This window comes from Pyrodictium occultum, assembly GCF_001462395.1.
Taxonomy (GTDB): Archaea; Thermoproteota; Thermoprotei_A; order Sulfolobales; family Pyrodictiaceae; genus Pyrodictium; species Pyrodictium occultum.
In genome coordinates, this window is record NZ_LNTB01000001.1 from 654302 (window position 1) to 678543 (window position 24242).

Here is a 24242-nt window from a genome sequence, read left to right on the forward strand (position 1 = left end):
GCTCACCTCCTCTTACTCCTCTATGTTAACCTCTAGCCCCTTTACTAGTCTCGCGAACTTCTCGTCCTCTATCTTGAGCCTCCTCTTCATAGCCGATAGAAGCATTTCCCTAACATCTTTCTCGCCGACATTATAGTCCTTGAGTATTGTGGCCAGGCTTTTCGCCACCTCAGGCGTATACTTCATGAAGGTTACTACGCGCTTCTTAGCCTCTTCCTCTCTCTTCTTCTGGAGCAGGTACTCCCGCAGCCTTCTGGCTGCCTCGCGGAGAGCGTTGCGCAGCTCGTGCTCTATCTCCGGCACGTCTGCAACGCTCTCCTTACCCACGCCCTTATATGGCACCTTGGTGCTTGCTATGTGGGTTAGCACCGCCACTGGAGCCGGGAATACCACGAGATAGTTGCGCCAGTCGAAGTTCCTAGGATCAACTACTTTCCATGCCACATCGGACTTCTCGTCATAGAGCAGGGGTATCTTGTTGGCGTAGCGAAGGAGTATGGGCTCATTAGATGGCGGTATCTCTCCTCCGTAGGCTATGCCTACTTCCACTATGAAGGGGTGTCCTTCGTACGCCTTAGGCCTCCGGGTGACCGCTGCGACGAACTCCGGCTTCAATATGGTCTTCAGTCCCGCCTCAATTATCTCGGGTCCTAGAGGTGAGAGGGCGTCGGCGCTTGGCGGCCTAAAGCGCGGGTATTCACGCAGCTTCCTCGAGAGTCTCTCAAGCTTCTTATCATCTAGCTTATGGGGATCCAGGTCTTTGTCGTAGCCCGCCCATTCTAGGAAGGCTTCGGCAGTTTTCCTGCCGACACCCTGGAAGGACTCCACTAGGAGCTCCAGGAGTGTCCTAGCGTTGGACTTTCTTATTAGCTGCTTGAGCAGCTCTATATCAACACCGTGTGGGTGGGGCTTCACTTCGTGAGGCTGCCTTGGAAGCTTCTGGATAGTACGGCGATACACGGTCACGTTGCCGTCAGGGTCTATGAATGTTATGTTAGCATATGGCGCTGCTATAGCAGTTCTCCTAATGTACTCATGTATCCTCTGCCGGGCCCTGGGCCAGTCGCCCTCAACTACCACGCTTACCCGTGTCCCATGCCAGCCGCTGGGGTTGGGGTACTCGCCCCGGGCAAGCACTATGGGCTTATTCCTCTCTATGTCTATCTTCAATCTGAAGAAGTATATCCTAGACGAGCCTATGGGCGCTGTGTACACCTCAACCGGCTCTCCGGTCTTTATCTGGCCGTAGAGTATTGCGATCTTTGCGCCAAGTCCGAAGCGTCCTCGGGCCTGCCGTAGCCTATACTTGGAGCTGTAGAGTACCTGGCCGAAGGCGTAGGGTACATGCTGGGGCTGTATGCCTATCCCATTATCCTCCACGGTTACACGGTAGTAGGTTGAGTGGGTGGGCACTTGCTCGATGATAAGTGTGATCTCGGGCAGTATGCCGTGGACGTCAGTAGCGTCTAGGGCGTTTTCGACAAGCTCCCTCACAGTCTGGTATAGGGCCCTGGAGGGGCTGCCGAATCCGGCGACCTCCCTGTACTCATAGAAGAACTGGGATGGCGTCATGCTGCGGAAACTCTCTCTCTGCACTACCTGCTGCCTCTTAGACATAACCTGAACCCTCGTCTACTTGAAGCAGAGAGGCCTTAAATAGCTGGCCCGAAACTGTTTTCTGGCTTAAAAGCATTTCCACCAATAAATGCTGACCATAACCTCCCCCATGCATCCAGTAGACCTGGAGGAGAACATGAGAGCAATATCCCCCATACTATCGGCCGTAATACTACTGCTAGCCACACTTGCAGCCGGCGCCATAATGTACCACTACTTCATCAACACCGTACAAGTAATGACGAAAAAGCCGATAGTATACGGCTACAACGCCGAATACATGGCAGACCTAGGTGTGATATACGTTACCATCGATAACAGCGGCTCACAGCCCGTGACCCTCCTTAACGCAACGCTGTTCTGCGACGACGCCAACAACAAGCAAGTAGGAGTAACGCTCAACGGGCCTACAATAAAGGCAGGAGAGACACGGACCGTTGAGATATCAAGCCAGTGCAAGAGCCCCCGTGTCTTAATAATAAGCTACAAAGCCGGAGATAAGATATACACAACAGACCCTATAAGAATATCGGTGTCCTAGACCGATTCTATCTTTTTTCTATTTATATAAGCTATTAGCATTACTATGCTTTGGAAGTTTATCAATACTTATTTGGGCTCTACCAGGCTCTGGGGAGGGTCCTAAAGTTATGCCCAGACTCCAGAAGGCTCTATCTAAGAGAAGGGCTGACATAGACGATGTACTCATTGAGCTGATAAGACCGGTTGCCTGCACCGAGGCTTTCAGGAAGAAGGCTATTGAGTATACTGTGGCAGGCGTAGTGGATGTAGGTATAGGCGTAACCACCAATAACGAGGTCGTCTACTGCGTCAACGAGCCCCAGGTAGGCGGGGCCGAGCTTCTCGAGACAGCAGCTCTCGTCATCGAGGGTGTCATAGCTGAGGGCTTGAAGGGCCTGCCCTCAAAGCGTGAGGAGCTGAAAAAATTTGCCGAAAAATATGCAATAGATTATGACTTTCTCAAGTCAAATTACACCGTAATGAGCTATCTTATAGCTAAGGGGCTTAGCGGCTATGGCCCTCTTTACCCGCTACTAGAGGATCCCAGGATAGAGGAAATCGCTGTCAACAGTCCCGGCAAGCCAGCATATATTGTGCACCGAGATATACCGGTAGGATGGATCAAGACTAACATAACCCTGCGCCAGGATGTTCTTGATAGTCTCATAATACAGCTCTCACGGAGGAGCGGTAGAGACGTGAGCCTCGCACACCCCTATCTAGAGGCCCTGCTACCCGAAGGTCATAGAGTGGCTGCAACCTTTTCCAATGAGATTAGCAGATTTGGCTCGTCAATCGTGATTAGGAAGCACCGCATGGAGCCGCTCTCCATGGCGTCTCTCATAGCAAATAACACTGTCTCGCCACTCGCCGCCGCCTACCTCTGGCTCCTCATGGAGTATAGGCCCGCTATACTAATAGTAGGCCCGACTGCATCGGGTAAGACGACCTTTCTGCAGGCTCTGCTCTCGCTAATACCGCCTTACTCGAGGATAGTGACTATAGAGGACACGCCGGAGCTGAATCTCCCCTACGAGCAGTGGGACAGCCTTGTTACACGATACACCTATAACGACTACGAGGGCGAGGATATTGACGTGTATAAGCTGGCAAAGTTCGCGCTACGTCGAAGGCCAGACTATTTCGTTATAGGCGAGATCAGGGGCGAGGAGGCGCGGGTTTTCATACACGCCGCTGGAAGCGGGCATGCTGCTCTAGCTACATTCCACGCAGATTCTCCGGAGTCCGCTCTCCAGAGGCTGAGGAGCAGACCGATAAGCCTGGGCGACAGCTTCCTCCAGCTTATATGGCTCATCATAGTGCTGCGCAGAGTCCGCAATGCTGAAGGCTTAGAGTTGAGAAGGGTTGTTGAGATAGTGGAGGTTGTACCACGGGGCGGCAGCGTTACATTCAACGTCGTCTTCAAGTGGAGTCCGCGGGAAGACCTGCTTCTCCCAACCGATGTAGACACGGTAATAGACTCTAGCTACCGGCTGAAATACATTATGGATGTCTATGGGCTCAGCAGGAGCGATATAAGGGAGAAGCTTACGAGGCTTGAATCACTGCTACGGTCTTGCATCACCTGCGATTTTAGATCACTAAGGGCCATGGTTGACGAGTACTATCGTTGGGCTCTGCTCAGCGTCCTCGACCGCCTTAAAGAGGGAGGAAGGGTTTGATACAATGCCTCCCAGAGATGGGAGAATCCGGGTCGACTATGAGAGGCTGGCAGCGGAGCTTCCGCTGCTCATGCTCTATTCTCTCTCCTATGCGGGGGGTAACAGGGCGCCTCACGAGGCTCTGAACGATATCAACCGGGATGAAGGCTTTAGAACGGTGCTAAGGGAGTCGGCTAAAATCGCTAGTCTTTACCAAATGCTCGTAAAGAAATACGGCAATACCCTCCTGGCGCTCGAAAAGGTGGCTGAGAGAGTAGCCAGCCCGACCCTCTCAAGGATTATAAGATCCTACATAGCTTCCTATATCCTAAGAGGCAACCCCCTTGATACGCTTCATCAGCTGGCTGTGATGGCTGTGGATGCCTTCGAGCAGAGGCTCAGGGAGAAGGTAGGGACTCTTATCCAGGGTGTAGAGCTGATAGCTACAGCCACCGTCATGGTGCTCTTGACGGTGGTCTTGTCTTCATCTATATCAGCTAACTACGCTGCAGCATATATGGCCGCGGTAGTGGTAGCTGCTATGTCATTTGCCATAGCCCTTACCACGAGGGTGAGGATTCTCTCCGTCATGTTGCCTCGACGAATAAGCCCTATGATAGATGCCGTACTGCTGGTCCTATCTGTAGCCTCCCTCCTACTGCTGGTTAAAGGCAGCCCGCTCTACGCAACTATGCTCGCCATCACAGCGCTTCCCATCCATGTATACAGCCTGGTGAGAATTAAGGGGGATCTTACTAAACTATCGAAACTCATATACGCCGTGCATGTAGTCACTGAGGGGCTTACGTTAAGGCTCTCCAATATTGACACGATTGTAGCCATGGTGAAGGGCGACGGCACCGAGTCCCCCCTAATATACGCTCTTAGGACTGGAAGAGCCGTACCGGGTAACGCGGAGAAGTGGCATCTAGCCTACCTGCTGTCCAAGGTAATAGCTTCCGTGGTAAGGAGTGGCAGTAATGCTGCCAAGGTGTCGCGCATCGCTAACGCGATACTGGAGTCACTGCATGAGAGCACTCGTATGGTGTTTAACAAGGCTCTTGTCGTTAACGTGCTACTGGCCAGTGTCGTCCTAGTAATAGCTGCCTCGACTGTGTATATCTCGAAGGTATTTGGCAGCAGGTTTGAAGCCAGCTATGCACCCTTCGCCACAGCCCCTATACCGGCGTCGATCGATAGTACCCTGGCGGTGAAATCTATAGCCATAGCGGGGGTTGGAGCCAGCTTCGCTATAGCATACGCGGTATGGGGGGCACTGGCCTATAACATCGCTGCACCGCTTATAATAGTTGGCGGCGCGCTACTCCTCATGCTCTCCTAGGAGCAGGGTGCTAGAGAGGCTTTATCCTCCACGGAGTACACGTGCTATATTCTCACGGTAGGGTGGCGTGATTATCCCCTTCTCCGTCACTATGGCCGTCACAAGCTCTGGCGGGGTTATGTCAAACGCGGGGTTGTAGACCTCCACATCCTTAACTGTTATCAGTACTTTACCGAGCACTGTCCTCACCTCGTCCGGGTCGCGCTCCTCTATAGGTATGTTGTCGCCCTCTATGCTGAGGTCAAAGGTGGAGGAGGGGGCTGCAACGTAGAATGGGATGCGGTGCCTGTAGGCTAGGGCGGCTATCATGTATGTCCCAATCTTGTTGGCCACATAGCCATCGGCCGTGATCCTGTCGGCTCCAACAATCACCTTATCCACGAGGCCCCGGTACATTACATAGCCGACCATGTTATCGGTTATGAGCCTAACCTCTATTCCCTCCTTCATAAGCTCCCATACCGTGAGCCTTGCACCCTGGAGCAGCGGCCTAGTCTCCGTCGCTATCACTCTTATCCTCTTCCCCTCCTCCACAGCCGCCCTCATTATACCCTCGGCGGTTCCGTAGCCTGCTGTAGCGAGGGCCCCAGCGTTACAGTGTGTAAGGATTGTATCGCCGTCATCGATAAGCTTAGCCCCTATACGGCCTAGCTCCATATTAGTCCTGATATCCTCTATGTGTATCTTCTTGGCCTCATCGATAACTGTCCTGATAATTCCATCCACATCCTCACCTTTCTCCAGGCTAGCCCTCGCCCTATTCATGACACGGCGTAGAGCCCAGAAGAGGTTGTATGCGGTAGGCCTGGTTGAGGCTAGCAGCTTCTCAGCCTCCTGGAGCACTCTCCAGAGGGCGCCCGGCTCTCTGGCGCCGGAGTAGAATGCCGCCAGCGCTAAGCCATATGCAGCAGCGACGCCTATCGCAGGGGCACCCCTGATCTCCATAGCTTTTATGGCCTCAGCGACCCGGCGGTAGTCACGGGTCTCTCTATAGACCTCCTCCCACGGTAGAAGCCTGGTATCAAGCCATCTAAGCCTAGGGCCCTCAGGATCATCCTCAACCCACTCGAGAGGCCTTATCCTGAGCTTTTCGAGAATCTCCAAGATGCATCAACCGGTTATGAGGCAGAGCACACCTATAATCGGCTATAAAAGGCTTGGCGAAAGCCCAAGGCCCGGGAGTCCCAGCTGGAGAGCAGTGAGGGTGCAGGATTGACCATAGAAATAATAGTTGAGGATCCGGAGGCCCTGGAGCTGCGGATAGTAAGGGGCGTCGAAGAGGCTCTACGCTACCTACCACGCAGCAGCGCTGAAAGCGTGCATCCGCTCGAAGCACTCTACCTCGTATACAATGGCGTAGCGACAGTCACTGACAGGAGGGGGAAGAGGTATAGCTTCGAGAACCTCGTAAGGCTCTACAGCCTTAGGAACCCGTACGCCTGGGTAGAGTTCGAAGTCTACCTGGACCTGAGGAAAAGGGGGCGCCTACCCGTCCCCGGGCCTCGGCCTCACTCCCTGCTCCTCAAGAAGAGGAAGAAGGAGCCCAAGTTCACACACTACATACTAGTCCTCGAGGAGAGCAGGCCGGTGAAGCTGGACACCCTGTACTCTTTCGTCGAAGAGGCTTCGAAGAACAACTGGGAGCCACTACTAGCTATCGTAGACCGCTATGGCGACATAACATATTATACAGCATTAGTCTTCAGACCGGGCCTCACAAGGCTGCCCAAGGAGGGCGGGTAGCAAGCCATGAGCAAGGTGCCGCTAGAGCCCCTCCGCGGATTCCGCGACATCCTCCCGCCGGAGTCCGAGGCCCTCAGAAGACTGGCCGAGATATTCGCGAGGATAGCCAGGTCCTATGGTTACGGCGAGGTGAAGCCACCTACGCTCGAGCGGTTCCAGCTATTCGCAGTGAAATCCGGGGAGGAGATAAGACGCTCCATGTATGTGTTCCGTGACAAGGCTGGGCGGGAGGTAGCACTCCGGCCAGAGGCAACCGCCAGCATAGCCAGGATATACCTCCGGCTCCTCCGGGGCCAGCCGAAGCCAGTGAGGCTATACTATGTAGTCAACTGCTTCCGCTACGAGGAGCCCCAGCGGGCGCGTTACCGCGAGTTCTGGCAGGCCGGGGTAGAGCTTCTCGGGGAGCCCTCTATATTAGGCGACTTCGAGGTCATAAAGTTACTGCTCAAGTTCTACGAGAGCATAGACATGCTTGACCACATAGTGTTAAAGATAGGCAACACCCGGCTCTACCGCAGGCTCTTCGCCAAGCATGGGATAAGCGAGGAGATCCAAGACCATATACTCCACCTAATGGATAAAGGCATGTACAAGGAGGCCCTGGAGGCGCTCATGGGGGCGGAGCACCCCGGTCTAGCCAGTATACTGGAAGAACTATGGAGCAATGCCAGGGACGACATAGACGCAGCAAAGAACATACTCTCGAAGAGCGGCGAAGAGATCATAGAATCCCTAGAGGAGCTTAAGAAGCTAGTAGACATGCTAAAGGGCTATAATAGCAGGCTGAATCTAGAGATAGATCTAGCATTCGCGCGCGGACTAGCCTACTACACCGGCACAATATTCGAGGTAAAGGTGCCGGGGTTCCCCGTGAGCATAGCCGGGGGAGGCCGCTACGACAACCTAATCGAGCTTTACGGCGGTGAGAAGGTGCCGGGCACGGGATTCGCCATAGGGCTTGACCGCACACTAGCAGCTATGGAGAGTTCGGGGCTTAGACCAAGAATAATATACCAGGAGCCGGTGAGGATAGCTGTAATAGTCCTTGACGAGTCGCTGGCACCCTACGCAGCCAAGGTGCAAGACATACTGGCGTCAAAGGATAACGTGTCAGCCGCACTCTACACGGGCTCGAAGCTCCAGAAAATGCTCCCCCGGCTGGCCAAGCAGGGCTACCACTATGCGGCCATAGTAGGCAAGCAGGAGGCCAGGGAGGGTAAGCTCGTTCTACGAGATCTGGCGAAGAGGGAGCAGAGGGTCCTGACCCTTGAGGAGCTCAGAGAGCTAAACCTCACAGAATTAGAATTTAGATGAGGTAATTGCATGCTACAATGCCTCTGTGATGAGTCCAGGCAGTCTACCAGTATTAACCCTCTCTCCTTTGAACCCCTACGGCTGAAGGGGAAGAGGGCTTTTGGGCGCCATTGACGTCAGCTACGAGGACCTTACGAAGAAGGATATAGAGGACCTGGGTAAGCGCGTAGCTGAGCGTCTAAAGGATTACGTGCCTGCAAGCTTCAACAAGCTTCTCAGAAAGCTAAGCAGGGGAATAGAAAGGTCCATCGTGTCCAGGCATAGGAGGCTTCTCGTAGTCACTGGCAGCGATCCAGTAAAGATAGGCGCCACCGTTGCAAGAGCCCTACTCTTCTATGAGAGGGTGTACCGCAGGGTAAAGGGTAAAGAAGAGCTGCCACTACTCTACGTGTTCCACGACGAGTTTAAGGACGCCAAAATAAGGAAGGAGATAGTAAAGAGGACTCTAAAATCTAGAGCCAATATGATAACACACATTATAGCAAGGTACGAGGAGAGCGACCGCTTCCTAGGAACCACTTTCAAGCTACTAGTCATGGATCTCGTTAACGATCTCAAGCCAAACGATGTAGGCAGGCTCGTGGGGATAGTCGAGGGAGGCGGGCTCATAGTATTCATGGTGCCTCCGTGGATCGAATGGGACCGGTGGATGACCATATTCAAGCAGAACCTCCTAGTGCCCGGCTACCGGGAGCCCCGTCACATCTTCATAAAGAGGTTCAAGCGCAAGCTAATAGAGCATGACGGGATCTACATATACGACGTCGACGATGAAGAGGTTATCAAGGCCGACGACTACCCCATGAAGCGCTACAGCAGGGAGGAGATAAAGATCCCTAGGGAGACGCTCTTCCCCCGTGAGCTCTACGAGCTAGCGCTCACCCAGGACCAGGTAAACGTGATAAAGACTATAGAGCTGCTCTTAGAGAGGAACTCAAAGAAGAGGAAGAAAGCAATAGTGATAACCTCGGATCGTGGTAGAGGCAAGTCGGGAGCAGTAGGCATAGCCTCGATAGGCCTAGCAGTAGGGCTCGCCAAGGAGCGCAGAAGAGTCAGGATAGTAGTGACCGCTCCCAACCTGTCTAACGTGCAGTCCTTCTTCACCCTGGCAAGCAGGGCTGCCGAGAAGCTCAAGCTGAAGACCAGGATCGTAAAGCGTGGAGACAATATACTAGAGCTTCACGGCGAGGGCTTCAGCATAGAGTACTGGGAGCCCATACACGTGCCGAAGCTGAAGGCAGACATAGTGGTAGTTGACGAGGCTGCAGGCATGCATGTACCACTACTACACCGTATATGGCGCAGCCACCGCAGAATGATATTCGCAACCACCATCCACGGCTACGAGGGTGCCGGGAGAGGCTTCTCTGTAAGATTCCTCCCCGCCCTCAAGAAGGACCCGAGGACCGAGGTTATAGAAGTCGAGATGCATGAGCCGATACGCTATGCGCCCGACGACCCTATAGAGAAGTGGCTCTTCGACGCACTCCTGCTCGACGCCGAGCCCGCCGAGCTGGGCGAGGACGATATCAAGGCCATAGAGGAGGGCAGGCTTGAGTATGTACGCTTCGACCCCGAGTGGCTCTTCAGCCCCGAAGGGGAGGAGACGCTGCGCCAGCTCTTCGGCATCTATGTCCTAGCCCACTACCGCAACGAGCCCGACGACCTGGCTATACTGGCTGACGCGCCCCACCACATTATACGCGGGGTACGCGTGCCCTCGGGCAAGATAGTGTGCGCACTCCAGATAGCTAACGAGGGCGGCCTGGACGACGAGATGATTGAGGAGCTGCTGCGCGGCGGGAAGACGCCAGGCAACATTATACCCGACAGGATGCTTAAGCATCTCCGCATCCGCGAGTTCGGCAGCGCCCGCGGATGGAGGATTGTACGCATAGCAACCCATCCCGATGTACAGGGGAAGGGGATAGGCTCCTTCGCCCTCAGCAAGGTTACAGAAGAGGCCGTGGAGAGGGGGCTTGACTGGGTCGGGAGCGGCTTCGGCGTCAACGAGCAGCTGCTGAGGTTCTGGCTGAAAAACGGGTTCCTCCCCGTGCACATGTCGCCCGACCGTAACCCCGTCAGCGGCGAGTACACCATACTGGTAATAAAACCCATAAAGGATCTGATGAAGAGGCTAGTGGATCTCGCCAACCGCGAGTTCAAGAGGAAGGTCCTCGAGAGCCTCCACGATCCCTACCGGGACCTCGAGACACAGGTTGCAATACAGATACTGAAGAGCGGGAACCCGGTATTCGAGGACTACTACCCGAGGCTTACGCCGATCCAGGTAGACCGGCTATGGATATACGCCTACGGCCCCATGACATACGAGGCTGTTGCTGACGCAATAAAGGAGGTCGCCAAGGCCTACTGGCTCACGTACCCGAAGACCAGGGGGCTCAGCCTCTCCAAGAGGGAGGAGTACATAGTAGTTGCCAAGGTGCTGCAGGGCAGGAGCTGGGATGCGGTAGCAGAGGAGCTTAAGACCCGCCCTCACAGCGTGATGGTGACGTTAAAGGATGTTGCCAGGAAGGTGCTGAAGATATACTATCAGCTTGACTCAGAGTCGCCTGTGGGTATAGATGCTGAGAAGCTGCTGGAGAAGCTGGATAAGGGAAGTATATTCTTAGAGCCTATTACCGTGCGCAAAGCCCGCAAGAGGGAGGAGAGGAGAAAGCCCAAGAGCACAGAAGAGGATCATGAAGGTGGAGGAGAGGGTGAGGAGGGCGGCCAGGCAGACGGCTAAGGCGACGCCTCTATACGGGCTCCCCTATTCCTCGGCCTCAGCAGGAGGACCCGGCCGCGTCCTCCGAGCTCTTCTCTGAGCCTTCTATGGGCCTTCTCGGCCTCGCGGCTGTCTGGGTAGAAGCCGTAGACCAGGGGGCCCCAGCTGCTCTGCCCCACCCCTCTCGCGCCGAGCCTCCGAAGAAGCCTCGCCGCCTCCTCCGACTCGGGGCAGCAGTAGAGCCCAGACTGGGCGCTTGCGAAGAAGCTGCCCGTCAGCCGCTGGATCTCATCCACGCCCCGGGTGAAGAGCTTGAAGTCGCTCTCAGCGATGCCTGGCACAATCATGCGGAGTAGCGCGTGCATAGCCTTACAGCACATGTCCATGCTCCCGCGGGGCAGCTGCATCAGCTCCTCCTCTACAGGTCCCTCCTCCACGCGCCAGCGGGCCTCGGGCACAACGGCCACGATCCTCCACTCCTCTGGAACTCTGCCGTGGAGAGCGGGCCTCGCAGGCCGGGCGGTGTTGGCGAGCTGCACCCCCGCGTCGACTATGAAGCCGCCGTAGAGGAATGCGCCTACACCTATGCCGGAGTAGGGCCCCCTGCCTGCCGCCTCCACCGCGTCATGCAAGTCCAGCCCCGCGAGCCTGGCGACAGCCGCGTATATGGCTAGGGTCAGCTGAGTGGTGGAGCCTAGGCCTACGTGGCTTGGTATGCACTCCTCTAGCCTCAGCTCCAGGGGCTCACGGAGGCCAAGAGCCCTCTTGGCCTTCTCCAGGATGCCGCGGGCTCTATCAGCGTCGCAGCCATTCACAGCATCGGCCTCCGATAGCTGGGCTAGGAGCCTGTAGCCTACTCCATCCACCGCTATTCCTATGCCTCCTAGCAGCCTCCCAGCGCTGCTGCAGAGCCCGTAGAAGCCGAGGTGGAGGCGCGCTCCTGTCTCAACCCTTACCCGAACAGCCACGGAGTCATTCACCCTTAAGGCGCTGCTAGCGCCTAGAGGCCTCGCAGCACGCCACACGTCAGCCGAGAACCGAGTCATCACCAAGGCCTCTGCTCAGCATAATACTCCATCATCACGCGTACTCCACCCGGGTACCGCGCGCACGCGCGTAGGCGGCGAATAACCTTGCTAGGATACCTGCTATCCCTAGCTTACGCGCCTTCTCTGGCCAGGGCTTTACGCTGCCTCTAAGCCATGGCTTGGACCACCAGCCCGTCGGCTCCCTGGTGTCCATCCCATAGAGGGTTACGCGGGCGGCTCCGCAGAGGACCGCGAGGCCGAGAGCACGGTCTCCATCGGTGAATCCCGGCGCCAGCGACGAGTACCTGCCTGGCATGCACTGGTTTGTCCCAGCCAGCCTCTGAAGCCGCGGCACCAGGGCTTTGAGAGCCGCCACATTGTCGCCATGGGCGTGTACGACTATGATGCTGCCCTCACGCCCTGCCTCGAGCAGGTAGTGCCAGGAGCCGTCGAGGTCGGTGACAACGATATCGGGCAGGAAGCCATTCTGGAGAAGCAGCGCCGAGGCGCCATCGGCGGCTACAAGCCTCTCGCAGCCCTCCAACTCCCCCAGCCTGGCCTCGAGCCCCGCCGCGCCGCCTGCCAGACAGACGTGCTTGTCCCGGAGCAGGCTACAGGCCTCGGATACCCCCGTATATCTCCCCTCCAAGAGGGCCTCGTAGAGCAGGGATTCCAGTACACGGGCTGCGAGGCAGTCCTCCCGGAGGCTGTACCTCATGGTCCCTCGCGCAGCGTCCAACAGCTCCGCCAACAACATGGACTCCCTAATCCCCCACGACAGGTACGTTGAGCTGCTCGCGGTGCTGCAGGCGCCCGGCGAGGCCATGGTTACGCCCCTCGGCATACGGCGCGAGGGAGGCAGGCTTGTAGCCCGCCTCTACCCGGGCACGAGACTACAGCCCCTGGGCTACAGCGTTTACGAGGCATGCCTAGCCCAGCCCTACGACCCGCTGAGCTACTACAGTGCAGTGCTCGAGCACAGCGTTGAACTGGAGCCCGCCAGGGCGGTGCACGCGCCCTGCCCCAGGGCCGAGGGGCCCAGGGTGGAGGCCATAGTATCGTCCCGGGAACGAGCCCCGGGAGGCTTCATAGTCCTCTGGCTAGACCCCATCCATGTGGAGGAAGGCGGTGGCTGGGCCCTCTACTCTAGGAGCCTAGGGTGCAGCATAGAGCTGCTCATAGCCCTTACGAGGCTCAGATTCTGGGCCCGCGCGCGGAGCCTGACACCGGAGCCCCCCTGCAGGACCGTGAGGAGGCTCGCATACACGGTGCTGGAGTCCTTCGACTGCATACTCCACAGCACCTGGAGCCCGGAGCTGCACCGGGCAGCGGCGAGGGCGGCCAGGGAGGCTCTCGACAACGCCTATATGGCCGGCTGCCTGGCCCCCAGCGAGGTGGAGGCGTTTTAGCCGCTGGAGCCGGGCCTGGAGGGGTTAAAGACCCCTCGGGGCCTAGCCGTCTAGACCCGGCTGGCGGGGCTCGCCGCCGCGACAGCCCCGCAGCCGGGGCCCCGGGAAGGCGGATGAGCGGCGGACCCTCACGGCTGGGGGTCGGGGGCGAACACCCTCTCACTCCACTACCCGGGCTCGAGCCACCGGGGAAGGGGGGTCTAGGAGCCCGCGCCGGGCCTGCTTCTAGCCTCCTGCGGGTTAAGAGGGTACGCGAGCTGGTGCCTGCGTCCACGGGAGAGCCTTGAGAGGAGAAGCTGGTGTATAGCAGCCAGGCGGGCAACCTCCTTCTTTACCACAGAGTCCACCAGGTCTATCACCCAGGGCAGCCCGGTGGGCCCCGTCTCCCTAGCCAGCATCGAGACAACCTGGTCGACGGGGTGGCCTGCGCTGCAGAGCTCTAGCTTCACCGCCTCCGCGAGGCCGCGGAGGGGCTTGTAGAAGACAATCCTGCACCCCATGGATGCGAGTGTCTCCTGGGGGTGGGGCAGCTCGAGGTACTCGCCGCGGCGGAGCACGATAGAGGCTACCGCCTTATCGCTCATCCTGACGCCCAGGACGCCCGCCATCTGGGCCGAGTAGCTCCTCTTGAGGACCCCGACGAGGGGTACGCGTCTCCTGGACAACTCTTTTACAAGCATGAGGCTGAGGTTCTCGACATCGACCCAGAGGTCGGAGGCTCCACGCCGGGGCAGTATCTCGCCATCAACAACCATGAGGCCTGCATCGTCCACGACACTGACGGCGTAGCGGCGCTCCTCGAGCCTGGCGAGAGCCGCTACGTAGTCCTGCTCGATGTCCCCAAGATACTCGACGAGGAGCTTGCGGCCACGCCTAATGCTAGTGCCCCTATCGGAGTACCTGACCAGGGCCACCGTAACCATGCTCATAGATATGCCTACAAGGTTCAGAGGAGACCGCGGGAAGGCGGAGTCTACAGCATAGACTGGCTCGAAACGCGTGCCCAGCTCTTTGATCTTCCTTATCCCGATGCTCTCTTCAACGAGGCGGCGCAGGCCCTCATCAATGCTTGGCAGCCGTGACGCTATTCTTTTCACAGCCGCGTGAATATCGTCACCCAGCTCTACGACCTCTACCATTCAGCGGCCAGCCCTATTCACCGGCATCATGTTTAATACCAATAAAGCCTTGCAGCCGGCCCGGCGGCGCATAGAGCCGGGCTACCGGGTGAGAGTTATTGTGGCCGAGGAGTTCAGGCTAGACCCCTGGGCATCGGCGGTAAGGCTGGAGTATGAGAAGCTCTTCCGCTACTTCGGGATAAAGCCCTTTCGGGAGCTTCTGCCACGCGTAACGGAGGTGCTTGGCGAGCCCCTCCACCTCATGCGCCGTGGCGTCATATTCGGCCATAGGGATTTCGACAGTGTGCTTGAAGCATACCGGTCCGGCGAGCGGGTAGCCCTTGTAACCGGCTTCATGCCCAGCGGCCGCTTCCACTTCGGCCACAAGATGGTGGCGGATCAGATAATATACTACCAGAAGCTGGGCTTCGAGATATTCATTGTTATAGCTGACGCGGAGGCCTACGCTGTCCGCAAGCTAGACCGTAGGAAGGTGATAGAGACGGGCCTCTACGAGTACGTTGCCAACCTCATAGCCCTGGGGCTTGAGAAGAACCGGCACACCCACATATACTTCCAGACCAACTACGAGACACCCTACTACCGCCTCATCCAGATGTTCTCCAGGAAGATAACAATGGCCGAGATGGAGGCTATATACGGTGACCTAGAGCCGGGCAAGGTGATGGCCGCGCTCACCCAGGCTGCAGACATACTACACCCCCAGCTAGACTACTTCGGAGGCTTCAAACACGTACTCGTACCCGTTGGAGCCGATCAAGACCCACACATAAGGCTTGCAAGAGATATCGCTGACAGGTTTGAGAACGAGCTAGGGCTCCGGAGGCCGGCCTCGACCTACCATCGGTTCCAGAGCGGGCTGGACGGCAACAAGATGAGCAGCTCTAGGCCGGACTATACCATATTTCTAAGCGACCCCATAGACGTGGCTGTGCGTAAGCTGAAGAACGCCCTCACCGGCGGCCGGGCGACGGTGGAGGAGCAGCGCCGGCTCGGAGGAGAGCCGGAAAAGTGCACAGTCTACGAGTTCTACGTATACCATCTAGTCAGGGACGACAAGAAGCTTGCGAGAATATACCAGGAGTGCAGAGGGGGGCGCCTCCTCTGCGGCCCTGACAAGCAGTACGCGGCCGAGCTGCTAGCCAAGTTCCTGGAGGAGCACCAGAGGAAGCTCGAGAAGGCCAAGGACAGGGTGCTAGAGTACGTGGAGCCCCCAAGCTTCTAGAGCCAGCCGCCGGGCCCCAGGTCCTCTAGATAGTCGAGCCTGCTGGGCCCGCCCCTCCTGGCCCTGCGCCCCAGCTCCCAGGGGGGAGGGTGGGGCGCGGAGGTGCGCCCCGCGCCGCTGTGTACCGGCTTAACCCTCCCAGCCCTTATGGCCTCCAGCACGCTTTCCGGGCTCTTCTCCTCTGCATCAATTATGCTGTAGGCCGCGCCCAGCTCGTCCACTAAGTGGGCATCGCTGTTGGCCAGCCCTGGTATGCCTAGCTCCCGCGCCGCCCGCTCCGCCCGCTGGTTGGAGGCCGGGTCGCTGCGGGCATTGTAGACCTCCAGCGCGTCCCAGCTGCCATGGTATACTAGCTCCCCTATGCCGGCGCGGCGGGTGTCAAACGGGTGGGCTGGAGCCACGAGGCAGCCGTTATCGTGAGCCACATCGGCCAGCTCTAAGGGGTCGCGGGGGATCCTCTCGAGGGGCTCGTCACTACAGTAGACCAGCACGTCGCCTGCAGTGGTACGCACCTCTGCCCCCGGGACTACGACTAGGTCGAGGCTCATACTCCTGGCCGCTCTAAGGGCTCGTAGACCTCCCTCGAACGTGTCATGGTCTGTCACGGCAATAACGTCTAGCTCCTTCTCTACCGCCGCTATCAGTACTTCCTCTGGGCTATTCCTACCATCACTGACCGTTGTGTGTACATGCATGTCAGCACGCAACCTCATAGAGTACGCCACCATGGCCTTGGAGGGGCTAGCTGTGCCTCCCAAGCCTGGCAAAGGGGCATATTTTCCTGTAGCTGCAGTACCTGCACTCCCAGTCGTACCTTGGCGCGCGGAGGTTGTATATTGTTTCTCTCAGCAGAGCCTCTACATCCACGCTGCTCGGCTCCACCTCGAACTCCACGAGCCTGTCGGGAGTTACATAGAGGAGGTAGCCGCGTTTAGCCCCTGTAAGCTCCATGTATATCCTCAGCTGCATTATGTGGTGCTCCCTAGGGCTATTCTCGGGTAGCTCCCTTGAGGTCTTGATCTCCACTATGGTGTGCGGCTTGCCGTCATCATTCCGTTTTAGCAGGTCTATCCTGCCCTTGAGTATATACTCCTCCCCATCTATAATGTACTTCCTCTCTATGGGCACCTCCGTCTCCCATCCCCGGCTGGCGAGAAGGGAGCCCAGGCCCGCGTGGACTAAATCGCCGAGGACTAGGGAGGGCTCGAACCGGAAGCTGAGCAGGGGGAATTGCAGCCTCATTACCCGTTTATAGCTGCATGATACGAGGTCGGTCACATAAACCACTCGGGGATCTGTCATCTCGCGCAGCCTTTCGCTGAAGTCGCGCTGCTTAGCCTTGTAGAGCTCACTAACTATACCCATGGCCCAGCCTGCACCCCTATCCGGCCTCTGCTGCCGGCGGGAAGAGCTATGGTCTAGGGCAGCCTATCTAGGAGGAGACGGAGGTCCTGGAAGTTCCCCACTTTCTTCCGGAGGGGGCGGAGCCAGCGTGCTAGGTTGTAGCAACCCTCCCCCCTCTCTATGACCCCCTTGTCGCGCAGGCTCATGGCTACTAGTATGGGCTTGGGGACTCCATGTATCTGGCTGAGATCCCGCTCAAATATTATCTCTCCGACTGATATATTGTCCCAAACATAGCTAAACACCTTCAGCTCGTCAGAGCTAAACCTTATTATTAGATCACGTAGCTTGTAGAGCGTCCTCCTCTCCTCCTCCGTGAGGCGAGTCAAGCTCTGCACCCCGGTACCTGCTTATCAGCATAACCAGGGCGCGACGGAGAGCCTCGCTACGGTTACGGAACACCCCGCTGCGCACCAGCTCGTCAAGCCTCTCCACAAGCTCCACCGGCGCCTTGAAGGTCACTATCACGGTCTGCGGCAAAAGCACTCCCCGGAGCCGTGGGCTTAGAGAAGTGCAGGGCCTCAGAATTAAGCCCAGAGGTGTAATACCGCAACAACTGCGCGGGCGAAAAAGGGGAGGCCCCTGGAGGTGCTGCGAACGATGGCGATAACCCGCGTCACCAGCTGCCCCAGCGACGAGGAAGTGTACCAGCTGCTAAGGCCCTATGTGGCTGAGTGGTTCCGGAGAAGGTATGGCAGCTTCACCCTACCCCAGCGCTGCGCTATACCACTGATAAAGAAGGGGCATAACGTGCTTGTATCATCACCCACAGGGACGGGCAAGACGCTCGCCGTGTTCCTCGGTATTATAGATGAGCTCTACCGGCTCGCCGAGGAGGGTAGGCTGGAGGAGCAGATATACGTCGTCTACGTATCACCCCTCCGAGCACTCAACAACGATATGAGGAGGAACCTGCTCCAGCCCCTCGAAGGTATAAGGAAGACTGCCGAGGAAATGGGGCTAAGCCTCCCCGAGATAAGAGTGGCTGTACGCACAAGCGACACACCGCCCTCCGAGAAGCAGCGGATGACCAAGAACCCGCCCCATATACTCATAACCACGCCCGAGAGCCTGGCTATCGCCCTCGCCGCCCCAAAGTTCCGCGAGAGGCTCAGCACCACACGCTGGATAATTATCGACGAGATCCATGAGCTTGCCTCAAGCAAGCGGGGCTCCCATCTCAGCCTCTCCGTGGAGAGGCTCGACTACGCAACTGGGGGTAGGCTGCAGCGCATTGGGCTCTCGGCCACCATAGCCCCGCTGGAGGAGGTTGCCAAGTTCCTCGTGGGCTACCGGGATACTGGAGAGCCTAGGGACTGCGTTATAGTGGATGCCAGGTTCGCTAAGCCGGTTGATATACGCGTACTCTGCCCGGTGAAGGACCTAATACATACTCCTGCAGATGTAGTGAACGAGGCCATCTATAGGCTCCTCGCTAAGCTGATACGGGAGCACCGCACCACGCTCATATTCACTAATACGCGGAGCGCAACTGAGAGGGTCGTGTACAAGCTCAAGAAGATGCTCAAAGAAGAGGGCATAGCAGATATTGATGAGATCGAGGCCCACCACAGCAGCCTCAGCCGGGACGTGAGGCTCTCCGTGGAAGAGAAGCTCAAGCGGGGAGAGCTGAGGGTAGTAGTATCCTCGACAAGCCTTGAACTCGGCATAGACATTGGCTATATAGATCTGGTGGTGCTCCTAAGCAGCCCCAAGAGCGTCTCCAGGATGCTCCAGAGGATAGGAAGAGCAGGGCACCACATACGCCAGGTGAGTAAAGGCAGGATAATAGTCGTTGACCGCGACGACCTTGTTGAATGCACTGTGTTGGCCAAGGCGGGCATGGAGAGGAAGATAGATCGTGTTCATATACCGAGGAACCCGCTTGACGTGCTGGCCCAGCACCTCGTCGGCATGGCTATAGAGAGGAAGTGGAGCATAGAGGAGGCGTACAGGCTGGTCAAGAGGAGCTATACTTTCCACACGCTATCGTTCGAGGACTTCATGTCGGTGCTCCGCTTCCTGGCGGGCCGCTACGGCCTAGAAGAGCACAAGGTATACGCTAAGATCTGGCTTGACGAGAAGGAAGGGGTCTTCGGCAGGCGCCGTGGGGCGAGAATGATCTACTACCTCAACAGCGGCACCATACCGGACGATGTCAAGGTGAAGGTCTACACGCTTGAAGGCCGCTACGTGGGAGACCTCGAGGAGGCCTTCGTCCAGATACTTGGGCCTGGAGATATATTTGTCCTTGGAGGCCGTACCTACGAGTTCATACGCTCCGAGGGTATGAGGGTCTACGTCAAGCCCGCGGAGGGCCAGAAGCCTACCGTGCCCAGCTGGTTCTCTGAAATGCTGCCACTGGCCTTCGACTCGGCGCTCCTAATAGGAGCTTTCCGCCGCCGGGTAGCGGACATGATTAGGAATGCTGTGCCGAAGAGCGAGGCCGTGAAGCGTATAGCATCGGAGTATAACCTTGAGCCCCACGCGGCCGAGAACATATACAACTACATACTGGAACAGTACCTGTTTACCGACGGGCTTGTACCCAGCGACAAGCTGATACTAGTAGAGATCTTCCACGACCATGACGAGGAGTCCACGTCGATAATATTCCACTCGCTCTTCGGCAGGAGGGTTAACGACGCATTGTCTAGAGCATATGCATACAAGCTCACTAACATGACCAATACTAATGTACGTGTAACCGTGACCGACAACGCCTTCATGCTCACCGTGCCGGGGATAAGAAATGACCTAGACGTGCACAGCCTCGTGTACAGCGTAACCCCAGAGAACATAGACGATATACTGAGGAGGGTGCTCCGGAACACTGAGCTCTTGAAGAGGAGGTTCCGCCACTGCGCGGAGAGGGGCTTCATGCTACTACGCCGCTACCGTGGACGCACCCGCGACCCGCACTCACTGCAGCTCAATGCGCAGGCGCTGCTCGAGGCTGTGGAGCGTATACCAGACTTCCCACTGCTCCGAGAGGCTTACCGGGAGATACTGGAAGACTATATGGATATAGAGAACGCCAGGCTCGTGCTCCGCTGGATCCACAACGGCGATGTGAAGGTGGCGCTCTTCGGGCCAACCAGCGTGCCAAGCCCATTCGCCCACCACATAGTGGTGAAGGGCTACAGCGACATAGTGCTGATGGAGGACCGGAAGAAGATGCTTATGGAGCTGCACAGCCGGGTTATGGAGCTGTTGGCTGAGAGGCTGGGCAGGGCGAGCGGGGAGGCTGCAGCCGTAGGGGGAGAGTAGGAGGGGCTCGGCGAAGGACCACCTCGTCACTAGCTGTTTCCCTCGGCTCGATCCCGGGGTATCTCCTCAACGCCCCCATGGCTTAGCTAGAGAGGCATTTCCCTTATTACTTCCAGGCCCGGCACTCTACTCCCCAGAACACGGGATCCTTATTGCCGTGCAGCTTGCGCAATAAGTACTTGATACCCACCATCGACGATCTTGACAAATACTTCGGCATTAAGGGCTCCAAGATACTGATAAGGATAGACATCAACAGCCCGATAAAGCCGGAGACCGGCGAGATACTCGACGACAGCAGGATACGCGCACACGCCGAGACGCTGCGAGAGCTCGTCGAGAGAGGAGCCGCTGTCGTCGCTATGTCGCACCAAGGGAGGCCCGGGGAGAGCGACTTCGTCAGCCTGAATAAGCACGCCGAGCTGCTCGAAAAGCATACGGGGATGACAATCCATTTTATAGACGACGTCATAGGCCCCGCCGCCCGCGAGGAGATAAAGAAGCTGAGGACGGGCGAGATACTGCTCCTAGACAACACGCGTCTCGTATCCGAGGAGATTATCGAAGCTACGCCGGAGAAGCATGCTGAGAGCATCTTTGTCAGCAGGCTAGCACCCCTCTTCAACTACTACATTAACGACGCGTTCGCCACCGCCCATAGAAGCCAGCCCAGCATTGTAGGCTTCCCCATGAAGCTCCCATCTGCAGCCGGCCGTGTAATGGAGAGAGAGCTAGTAGCTCTGTCAAAGCTCTACAACCCGGAGGAGAGGCCACGAGTCTTCGTGCTAGGCGGGGGGAAGGTTCACGACACCCTGAGGATTCTCGAGTATCTACACAGCAATAGGGCTGTGGATAGGATTCTCGCCACGGGTCTTGTGGCAGAGCTCTTCCTCGTCGCCAAGGGCGTGGATATCGGCGAAGCTAATATGAAGGTGCTGGAGTCGAAGGGGCTGTTAGCACTCCTCCCACGGGCCAGACGGTTGCTGCTAAAGGGTCTCCCTATAGAGACCCCTGTGGACTTCAAGACACTTGTGAACGATAATGTAGAGGTAGAGGCGATAGGCAGCAGCATCAAAGGCGTTATAAAAGACATAGGGCCCCAGACGATTAAGATGTACGTGGAGATCATGAAAGAGGCCAGGCTAATAGTCCTGAGAGGCCCCGCCGGCGTGATAGAGGATCCCCGGTTCCAGGATGGGAGCAAGGAGCTACTGCGGGCTGCAGTAGAGAGCAGCGCCTATGTGATAGTTGGCGGCGGCCACCTCAACAGCATTGCGGCTAAGCTGGGGCTCAGCGAGCGCCCCAACCTGCACATAAGCACGGGTGGCGGCGCGCTTCTCCTGTTCCTGGCCGGGGAGGATCTGCCAGGCCTGGTAGCCCTGGCTAAGTCAGCCCAGAAGTTCTTCGACAAATTCCTGAAGCAGGCCGCTCTCCCCTAAACCTCTTTGAGACGGGCACCCTAGAGAGAGGTGGAGGTGGCCGGCTTGGCCCGGGTAAAGGTGGCTGTGAACGGATTCGGCACCATAGGGAAGCGTGTCGCCGAGGCTGTTATGAAGCAGCCGGACATGGAGCTGGTCGGTGTCGTGAAGACTAAGCCGGACTATGTTGCCAGGTACGCGGTTTCGAGAGGCATACCGCTCTACGCTCCCAGCGACCGCCTGGAGGCCTTCCAGGAGAAGAGGGTGCCCGTGGAAGGGTCCCTAGAGGATCTCCTCGGCAAGGTAGACGTCGTGGTTGATGCCACGCCTGGAGGCATGGGAGCCAAGTATAAGCCCCTCTACGAGAAGTACGGTGTCAAGGCTATTTTCCAGGGCGGCGAGAAGGCTGACGTAGCCGAGGTATCGTTCAACACGCTGTGCAACTACGAGGAGGCCTTGGGCAGAAGGAGCGTCAGGGTGGTCTCCTGCAACACCACCGGGCTCCTGCGCAGTATATGTAGTCTCTCCCGGATAGCCAGGATAAGGCGGATACGCGCCACTATAGTACGCCGCGCAGCGGACCCCAAGGAGGTGAAACGGGGCCCCGTCAACGCTATAGTGCCGAACCCCGCTAGGCTGCCCAGCCACCACGCGCTTGACGTTAAGACTGTGCTGCCGTGGCTCGACATAGCTACAGCCGCAGTGGTGGTGCCGACAACGCTGATGCACGTCCACGTGGTGGTTGCAGAGCTGGAGCAGCAAGTGTCCCGGGAGGACGTGGTCTCGGCGTTCGAGCAGACGCCTAGGATACTGCTCGCCGACGCTGACACGGGGCTGGCCAGCACTGCAGACCTGGTAGAGTACGCCAGGGATCTCGGAAGGAAGCGCTACGACATACCGGAGCTAGTAATATGGCTTGACAGCGTGGCAGTGCTTAACGACAAGGAGGTTATATGGATGCAGGCAGTGCACCAGGAATCAATAGTGGTCCCGGAGAACATTGACGCGATAAGGGCGGTGATGGAGACTGCTAAGTCAGCCGAGGAAACCATGTCGATAACTGATAAGACGTTGGGCATAACTCATGGCCGCATACCTTAAGGACCCCAGCAGATAATTTATTCGAGAGCAATTCGACCCATACACCTCAATGGACCTCTAATGAAGCAGCCTGAGGGACTCGACCTTGGAACCTACATACACCGTGAGCTTTCTATTCAGGAAGATCCTGGTACCTGTAGACGGCTCCGAGTCCAGCATGAGGGCTCTCAAGGTGGCTCTTGACTTCGCCCAACGCTATGGATCGCGGATAACAGTGATACACGTGAAGCACCCTAGCGAGGACGCCACTCCCATCATTAATGCTGCTAAGAAGCTGGCAGGAGAGAGGGGGGTAGAGGTTTCAGTTAAGGTCAAGGAGTACAAGCCCAGCGCGAGTAGCGTAGCTAGCGAGATACTCTCCGAAGCCATAGAGGGCGGCTATGATCTCATAATACTGGGCGCCCGGGGTAACACCGCTAGCGAGGATATAATCATTGGCAGCGTGGCCCTCTCCATGGTGGTTAACTCGGCGACCTCGATTATGATTATCCGCTAGCATCCTACGAGGGCCCCCGGAGAAGAATAGCTGTTAAGAACGCTACAGAGAGCCCCGGCCTGCTGGGACGCTCGTCATGGGCGAGGAGGAGCAGGCCGTATACATTGTAGTGTGCAGCGAGGGCCTCTATCAAGCCGCGGGGCTTGCAGAGGCGCTATTGACAGCGGCGTCCCGGTGCAGCGGCGAAGCCGTGGTGTACCGTGTTACGCGCGTCCTTCAGCTAGCTGAGAGCGAACTTAACGAGCTGAGGAGCGTCCTACGCACCGCTGCCCGGGAGGGAGGAGAGCCCCGAGGGAAGCATATAGGAGAGGTGCCCAAGCCCTCCGGGAGAGCCCCCGAGTACGCTGTGGTTTTTGACCAGATGTACAAGGGCTTCGCAGACATACTGGCCCGCGAGATAGAGGATCCCCGCGTGGAGTTCCACGAGGTGCTTGGCAGGGGGATAAATAGGCCTCTCAAGGCCGGGGAGAGAGTGTACAGGCAGCCCGCCAAGGATGATTATGATATACTTAAGTTGCTAGAGCAGCTGGCTAACAGGTATAGGGGCGGCGTACTCTTCTTCACCGGTGATAAGAGGCTAGCAAACCAGGCAAGGCTCGTACCGGGGGTACACGTTGAGTACATACCTCCCGGCGAGGTAGCCGGCAAGGAGATGGCTCTAAAGCTTATGGCGCAGCGTATCCGCTCCTGGATCCTGGGCGGCAGACCCCCGGAGGGCTAGAGCCGGGGGTAGAAGCTAGATGGGTGATGAGACACTCCGATGAGGAGGGCTCCATGTGTATGTGTCGATGACTGCAGGGTAGGTTGCTGACCCACCCTCTTCAC

22 protein-coding genes are annotated in these 24242 nt (G+C 57.4%); 13 read left to right on the forward strand and 9 right to left on the reverse strand.

The window, feature by feature from the left end:
• Positions 1-12: 12 nt before the first annotated feature.
• Positions 13-1617, reverse strand: a complete 1605-nt coding sequence (locus CF15_RS03610; RefSeq protein ID WP_058370575.1) for a DNA topoisomerase VI subunit B — start codon at positions 1615-1617, stop codon at positions 13-15.
• An 88-nt stretch (positions 1618-1705) separates the two neighbouring features.
• Between CF15_RS03610 and CF15_RS03615 the strand changes: the two genes are divergently transcribed.
• The 3 genes from CF15_RS03615 (at position 1706) to CF15_RS03625 (ending at position 5142) form a co-directional block, all read left to right on the forward strand.
• Positions 1706-2158, forward strand: a complete 453-nt coding sequence (locus CF15_RS03615) for an archaellin/type IV pilin N-terminal domain-containing protein (protein WP_058370576.1) — start codon at positions 1706-1708, stop codon at positions 2156-2158.
• Between the two features lie 109 nt (positions 2159-2267).
• Entirely contained in the window at positions 2268-3821 is a 1554-nt protein-coding gene (locus CF15_RS03620) for a type II/IV secretion system ATPase subunit (protein WP_058370577.1), read from the forward strand.
• A 4-nt stretch (positions 3822-3825) separates the two neighbouring features.
• Positions 3826-5142 (forward strand): hypothetical protein, encoded by a 1317-nt coding sequence (locus CF15_RS03625; RefSeq protein WP_058370578.1) that lies wholly within the window; start codon positions 3826-3828, stop codon positions 5140-5142.
• A gap of 21 nt (positions 5143-5163) precedes the next feature.
• On the opposite strand, the gene mtnA is transcribed toward CF15_RS03625, so the two are convergent.
• Positions 5164-6246, reverse strand: coding sequence for an S-methyl-5-thioribose-1-phosphate isomerase (mtnA, locus tag CF15_RS03630; protein ID WP_058370579.1), 1083 nt, complete (start codon positions 6244-6246; stop codon positions 5164-5166).
• A 108-nt stretch (positions 6247-6354) separates the two neighbouring features.
• Between mtnA and CF15_RS03635 the strand changes: the two genes are divergently transcribed.
• From CF15_RS03635 to CF15_RS03645, 3 genes are all read left to right on the forward strand, one after another.
• Entirely contained in the window at positions 6355-6885 is a 531-nt protein-coding gene (locus tag CF15_RS03635; RefSeq protein ID WP_058370580.1) for a hypothetical protein, read from the forward strand.
• Positions 6886-6891: 6 nt separating this feature from the next.
• Positions 6892-8199 carry a histidine--tRNA ligase gene (hisS, locus tag CF15_RS03640; RefSeq protein ID WP_058370581.1) on the forward strand — a complete coding sequence of 436 codons (1308 nt, stop codon included), beginning with the start codon at positions 6892-6894 and terminating at the stop codon, positions 8197-8199.
• 100 nt (positions 8200-8299) lie between these two features.
• Positions 8300-10948, forward strand: coding sequence for a tRNA(Met) cytidine acetyltransferase TmcA (locus tag CF15_RS03645; protein ID WP_083494469.1), 2649 nt, complete (start codon positions 8300-8302; stop codon positions 10946-10948).
• Here CF15_RS03645 and CF15_RS03650 read toward each other — a convergent pair.
• The gene (locus CF15_RS03650; RefSeq protein ID WP_058370582.1) at positions 10945-11895 is read right to left on the reverse strand and encodes a GHMP family kinase ATP-binding protein; all 951 of its coding nucleotides are present in this window, start codon (positions 11893-11895) and stop codon (positions 10945-10947) included. The genes CF15_RS03645 and CF15_RS03650 overlap by 4 nt on opposite strands.
• Before the next feature lie 112 nt (positions 11896-12007).
• On the reverse strand, positions 12008-12706 hold the full coding sequence (locus CF15_RS03655) for a 6-hydroxymethylpterin diphosphokinase MptE-like protein (protein WP_168371251.1): 699 nt from the start codon (positions 12704-12706) through the stop codon (positions 12008-12010).
• On the opposite strand from CF15_RS03655, the gene CF15_RS08820 reads away from it, so the two are divergent.
• Positions 12672-13364 carry a PNPOx family protein gene (locus CF15_RS08820; RefSeq protein WP_058370584.1) on the forward strand — a complete coding sequence of 231 codons (693 nt, stop codon included), beginning with the start codon at positions 12672-12674 and terminating at the stop codon, positions 13362-13364. The two genes, CF15_RS03655 and CF15_RS08820, sit on opposite strands and share 35 nt — an antisense overlap.
• Before the next feature lie 200 nt (positions 13365-13564).
• Here CF15_RS08820 and CF15_RS03665 read toward each other — a convergent pair whose 3' ends face one another.
• Positions 13565-14503, reverse strand: a complete 939-nt coding sequence (locus tag CF15_RS03665) for a DNA double-strand break repair nuclease NurA (RefSeq protein WP_058370585.1) — start codon at positions 14501-14503, stop codon at positions 13565-13567.
• A gap of 100 nt (positions 14504-14603) precedes the next feature.
• Here CF15_RS03665 and CF15_RS03670 point away from each other — a divergent pair, with 100 nt between their 5' ends.
• Positions 14604-15728: a tryptophan--tRNA ligase gene (locus tag CF15_RS03670; RefSeq protein WP_058371366.1), complete on the forward strand. Its 1125-nt coding sequence runs from the start codon at positions 14604-14606 to the stop codon at positions 15726-15728.
• Here CF15_RS03670 and CF15_RS03675 read toward each other — a convergent pair.
• Genes CF15_RS03675 through CF15_RS08560 form a run of 4 tightly spaced genes read right to left on the reverse strand, consistent with a single transcriptional unit; the run spans position 15725 to position 17612 of the window.
• Positions 15725-16441 carry a CehA/McbA family metallohydrolase gene (locus CF15_RS03675; protein WP_058370586.1) on the reverse strand — a complete coding sequence of 239 codons (717 nt, stop codon included), beginning with the start codon at positions 16439-16441 and terminating at the stop codon, positions 15725-15727. The genes CF15_RS03670 and CF15_RS03675 overlap by 4 nt on opposite strands.
• A gap of 28 nt (positions 16442-16469) precedes the next feature.
• Positions 16470-17093 carry a CRISPR-associated protein Cas4 gene (gene cas4, locus CF15_RS03680; protein ID WP_058370587.1) on the reverse strand — a complete coding sequence of 208 codons (624 nt, stop codon included), beginning with the start codon at positions 17091-17093 and terminating at the stop codon, positions 16470-16472.
• 53 nt (positions 17094-17146) lie between these two features.
• Positions 17147-17470 (reverse strand): PolB1-binding protein PBP2 family protein, encoded by a 324-nt coding sequence (locus tag CF15_RS03685; protein ID WP_058370588.1) that lies wholly within the window; start codon positions 17468-17470, stop codon positions 17147-17149.
• Positions 17412-17612, reverse strand: a complete 201-nt coding sequence (locus CF15_RS08560) for a ribbon-helix-helix domain-containing protein (protein WP_236698113.1) — start codon at positions 17610-17612, stop codon at positions 17412-17414. Before CF15_RS08560 ends, CF15_RS03685 begins: the two co-directional genes overlap by 59 nt.
• A gap of 120 nt (positions 17613-17732) precedes the next feature.
• Here CF15_RS08560 and CF15_RS03690 point away from each other — a divergent pair, with 120 nt between their 5' ends.
• From CF15_RS03690 to CF15_RS03710, 5 genes are all read left to right on the forward strand, one after another.
• Positions 17733-20402: an ATP-dependent helicase gene (locus CF15_RS03690; RefSeq protein ID WP_058370589.1), complete on the forward strand. Its 2670-nt coding sequence runs from the start codon at positions 17733-17735 to the stop codon at positions 20400-20402.
• Positions 20403-20554: 152 nt separating this feature from the next.
• Complete coding sequence (locus CF15_RS03695) at positions 20555-21841, forward strand: phosphoglycerate kinase (RefSeq protein WP_058370590.1); 1287 nt, start codon at positions 20555-20557, stop codon at positions 21839-21841.
• Positions 21842-21886: 45 nt separating this feature from the next.
• On the forward strand, positions 21887-22921 hold the full coding sequence (locus tag CF15_RS03700) for a type II glyceraldehyde-3-phosphate dehydrogenase (protein ID WP_083494476.1): 1035 nt from the start codon (positions 21887-21889) through the stop codon (positions 22919-22921).
• Positions 22922-23024: 103 nt separating this feature from the next.
• Positions 23025-23417, forward strand: a complete 393-nt coding sequence (locus CF15_RS03705; protein WP_236698114.1) for a universal stress protein — start codon at positions 23025-23027, stop codon at positions 23415-23417.
• A 76-nt stretch (positions 23418-23493) separates the two neighbouring features.
• On the forward strand, positions 23494-24138 hold the full coding sequence (locus tag CF15_RS03710; protein ID WP_058370592.1) for a hypothetical protein: 645 nt from the start codon (positions 23494-23496) through the stop codon (positions 24136-24138).
• Positions 24139-24242: the final 104 nt, after the last annotated feature.

Bases quoted from the DNA above. Each gene is read 5' to 3' on its own strand.
- CF15_RS03610 (WP_058370575.1), bottom strand. From the start codon at position 1,617: ATGTCTAAGAGGCAGCAGGTAGTGCAGAGAGAGAGTTTCCGCAGCATG.
- CF15_RS03615 (WP_058370576.1), top strand. From the start codon at position 1,706: ATGCTGACCATAACCTCCCCCATGCATCCAGTAGACCTGGAGGAGAAC.
- CF15_RS03620 (WP_058370577.1), top strand. From the start codon at position 2,268: ATGCCCAGACTCCAGAAGGCTCTATCTAAGAGAAGGGCTGACATAGAC.
- CF15_RS03625 (WP_058370578.1), top strand. From the start codon at position 3,826: ATGCCTCCCAGAGATGGGAGAATCCGGGTCGACTATGAGAGGCTGGCA.
- hisS (WP_058370581.1), top strand. From the start codon at position 6,892: ATGAGCAAGGTGCCGCTAGAGCCCCTCCGCGGATTCCGCGACATCCTC.
- CF15_RS08820 (WP_058370584.1), top strand. From the start codon at position 12,672: ATGGTCCCTCGCGCAGCGTCCAACAGCTCCGCCAACAACATGGACTCC.
- CF15_RS03665 (WP_058370585.1), bottom strand. From the start codon at position 14,503: ATGGTAGAGGTCGTAGAGCTGGGTGACGATATTCACGCGGCTGTGAAA.
- CF15_RS03675 (WP_058370586.1), bottom strand. From the start codon at position 16,441: ATGAGGTTGCGTGCTGACATGCATGTACACACAACGGTCAGTGATGGT.
- cas4 (WP_058370587.1), bottom strand. From the start codon at position 17,093: ATGGGTATAGTTAGTGAGCTCTACAAGGCTAAGCAGCGCGACTTCAGC.
- CF15_RS03690 (WP_058370589.1), top strand. From the start codon at position 17,733: ATGGCGATAACCCGCGTCACCAGCTGCCCCAGCGACGAGGAAGTGTAC.
- CF15_RS03710 (WP_058370592.1), top strand. From the start codon at position 23,494: ATGGGCGAGGAGGAGCAGGCCGTATACATTGTAGTGTGCAGCGAGGGC.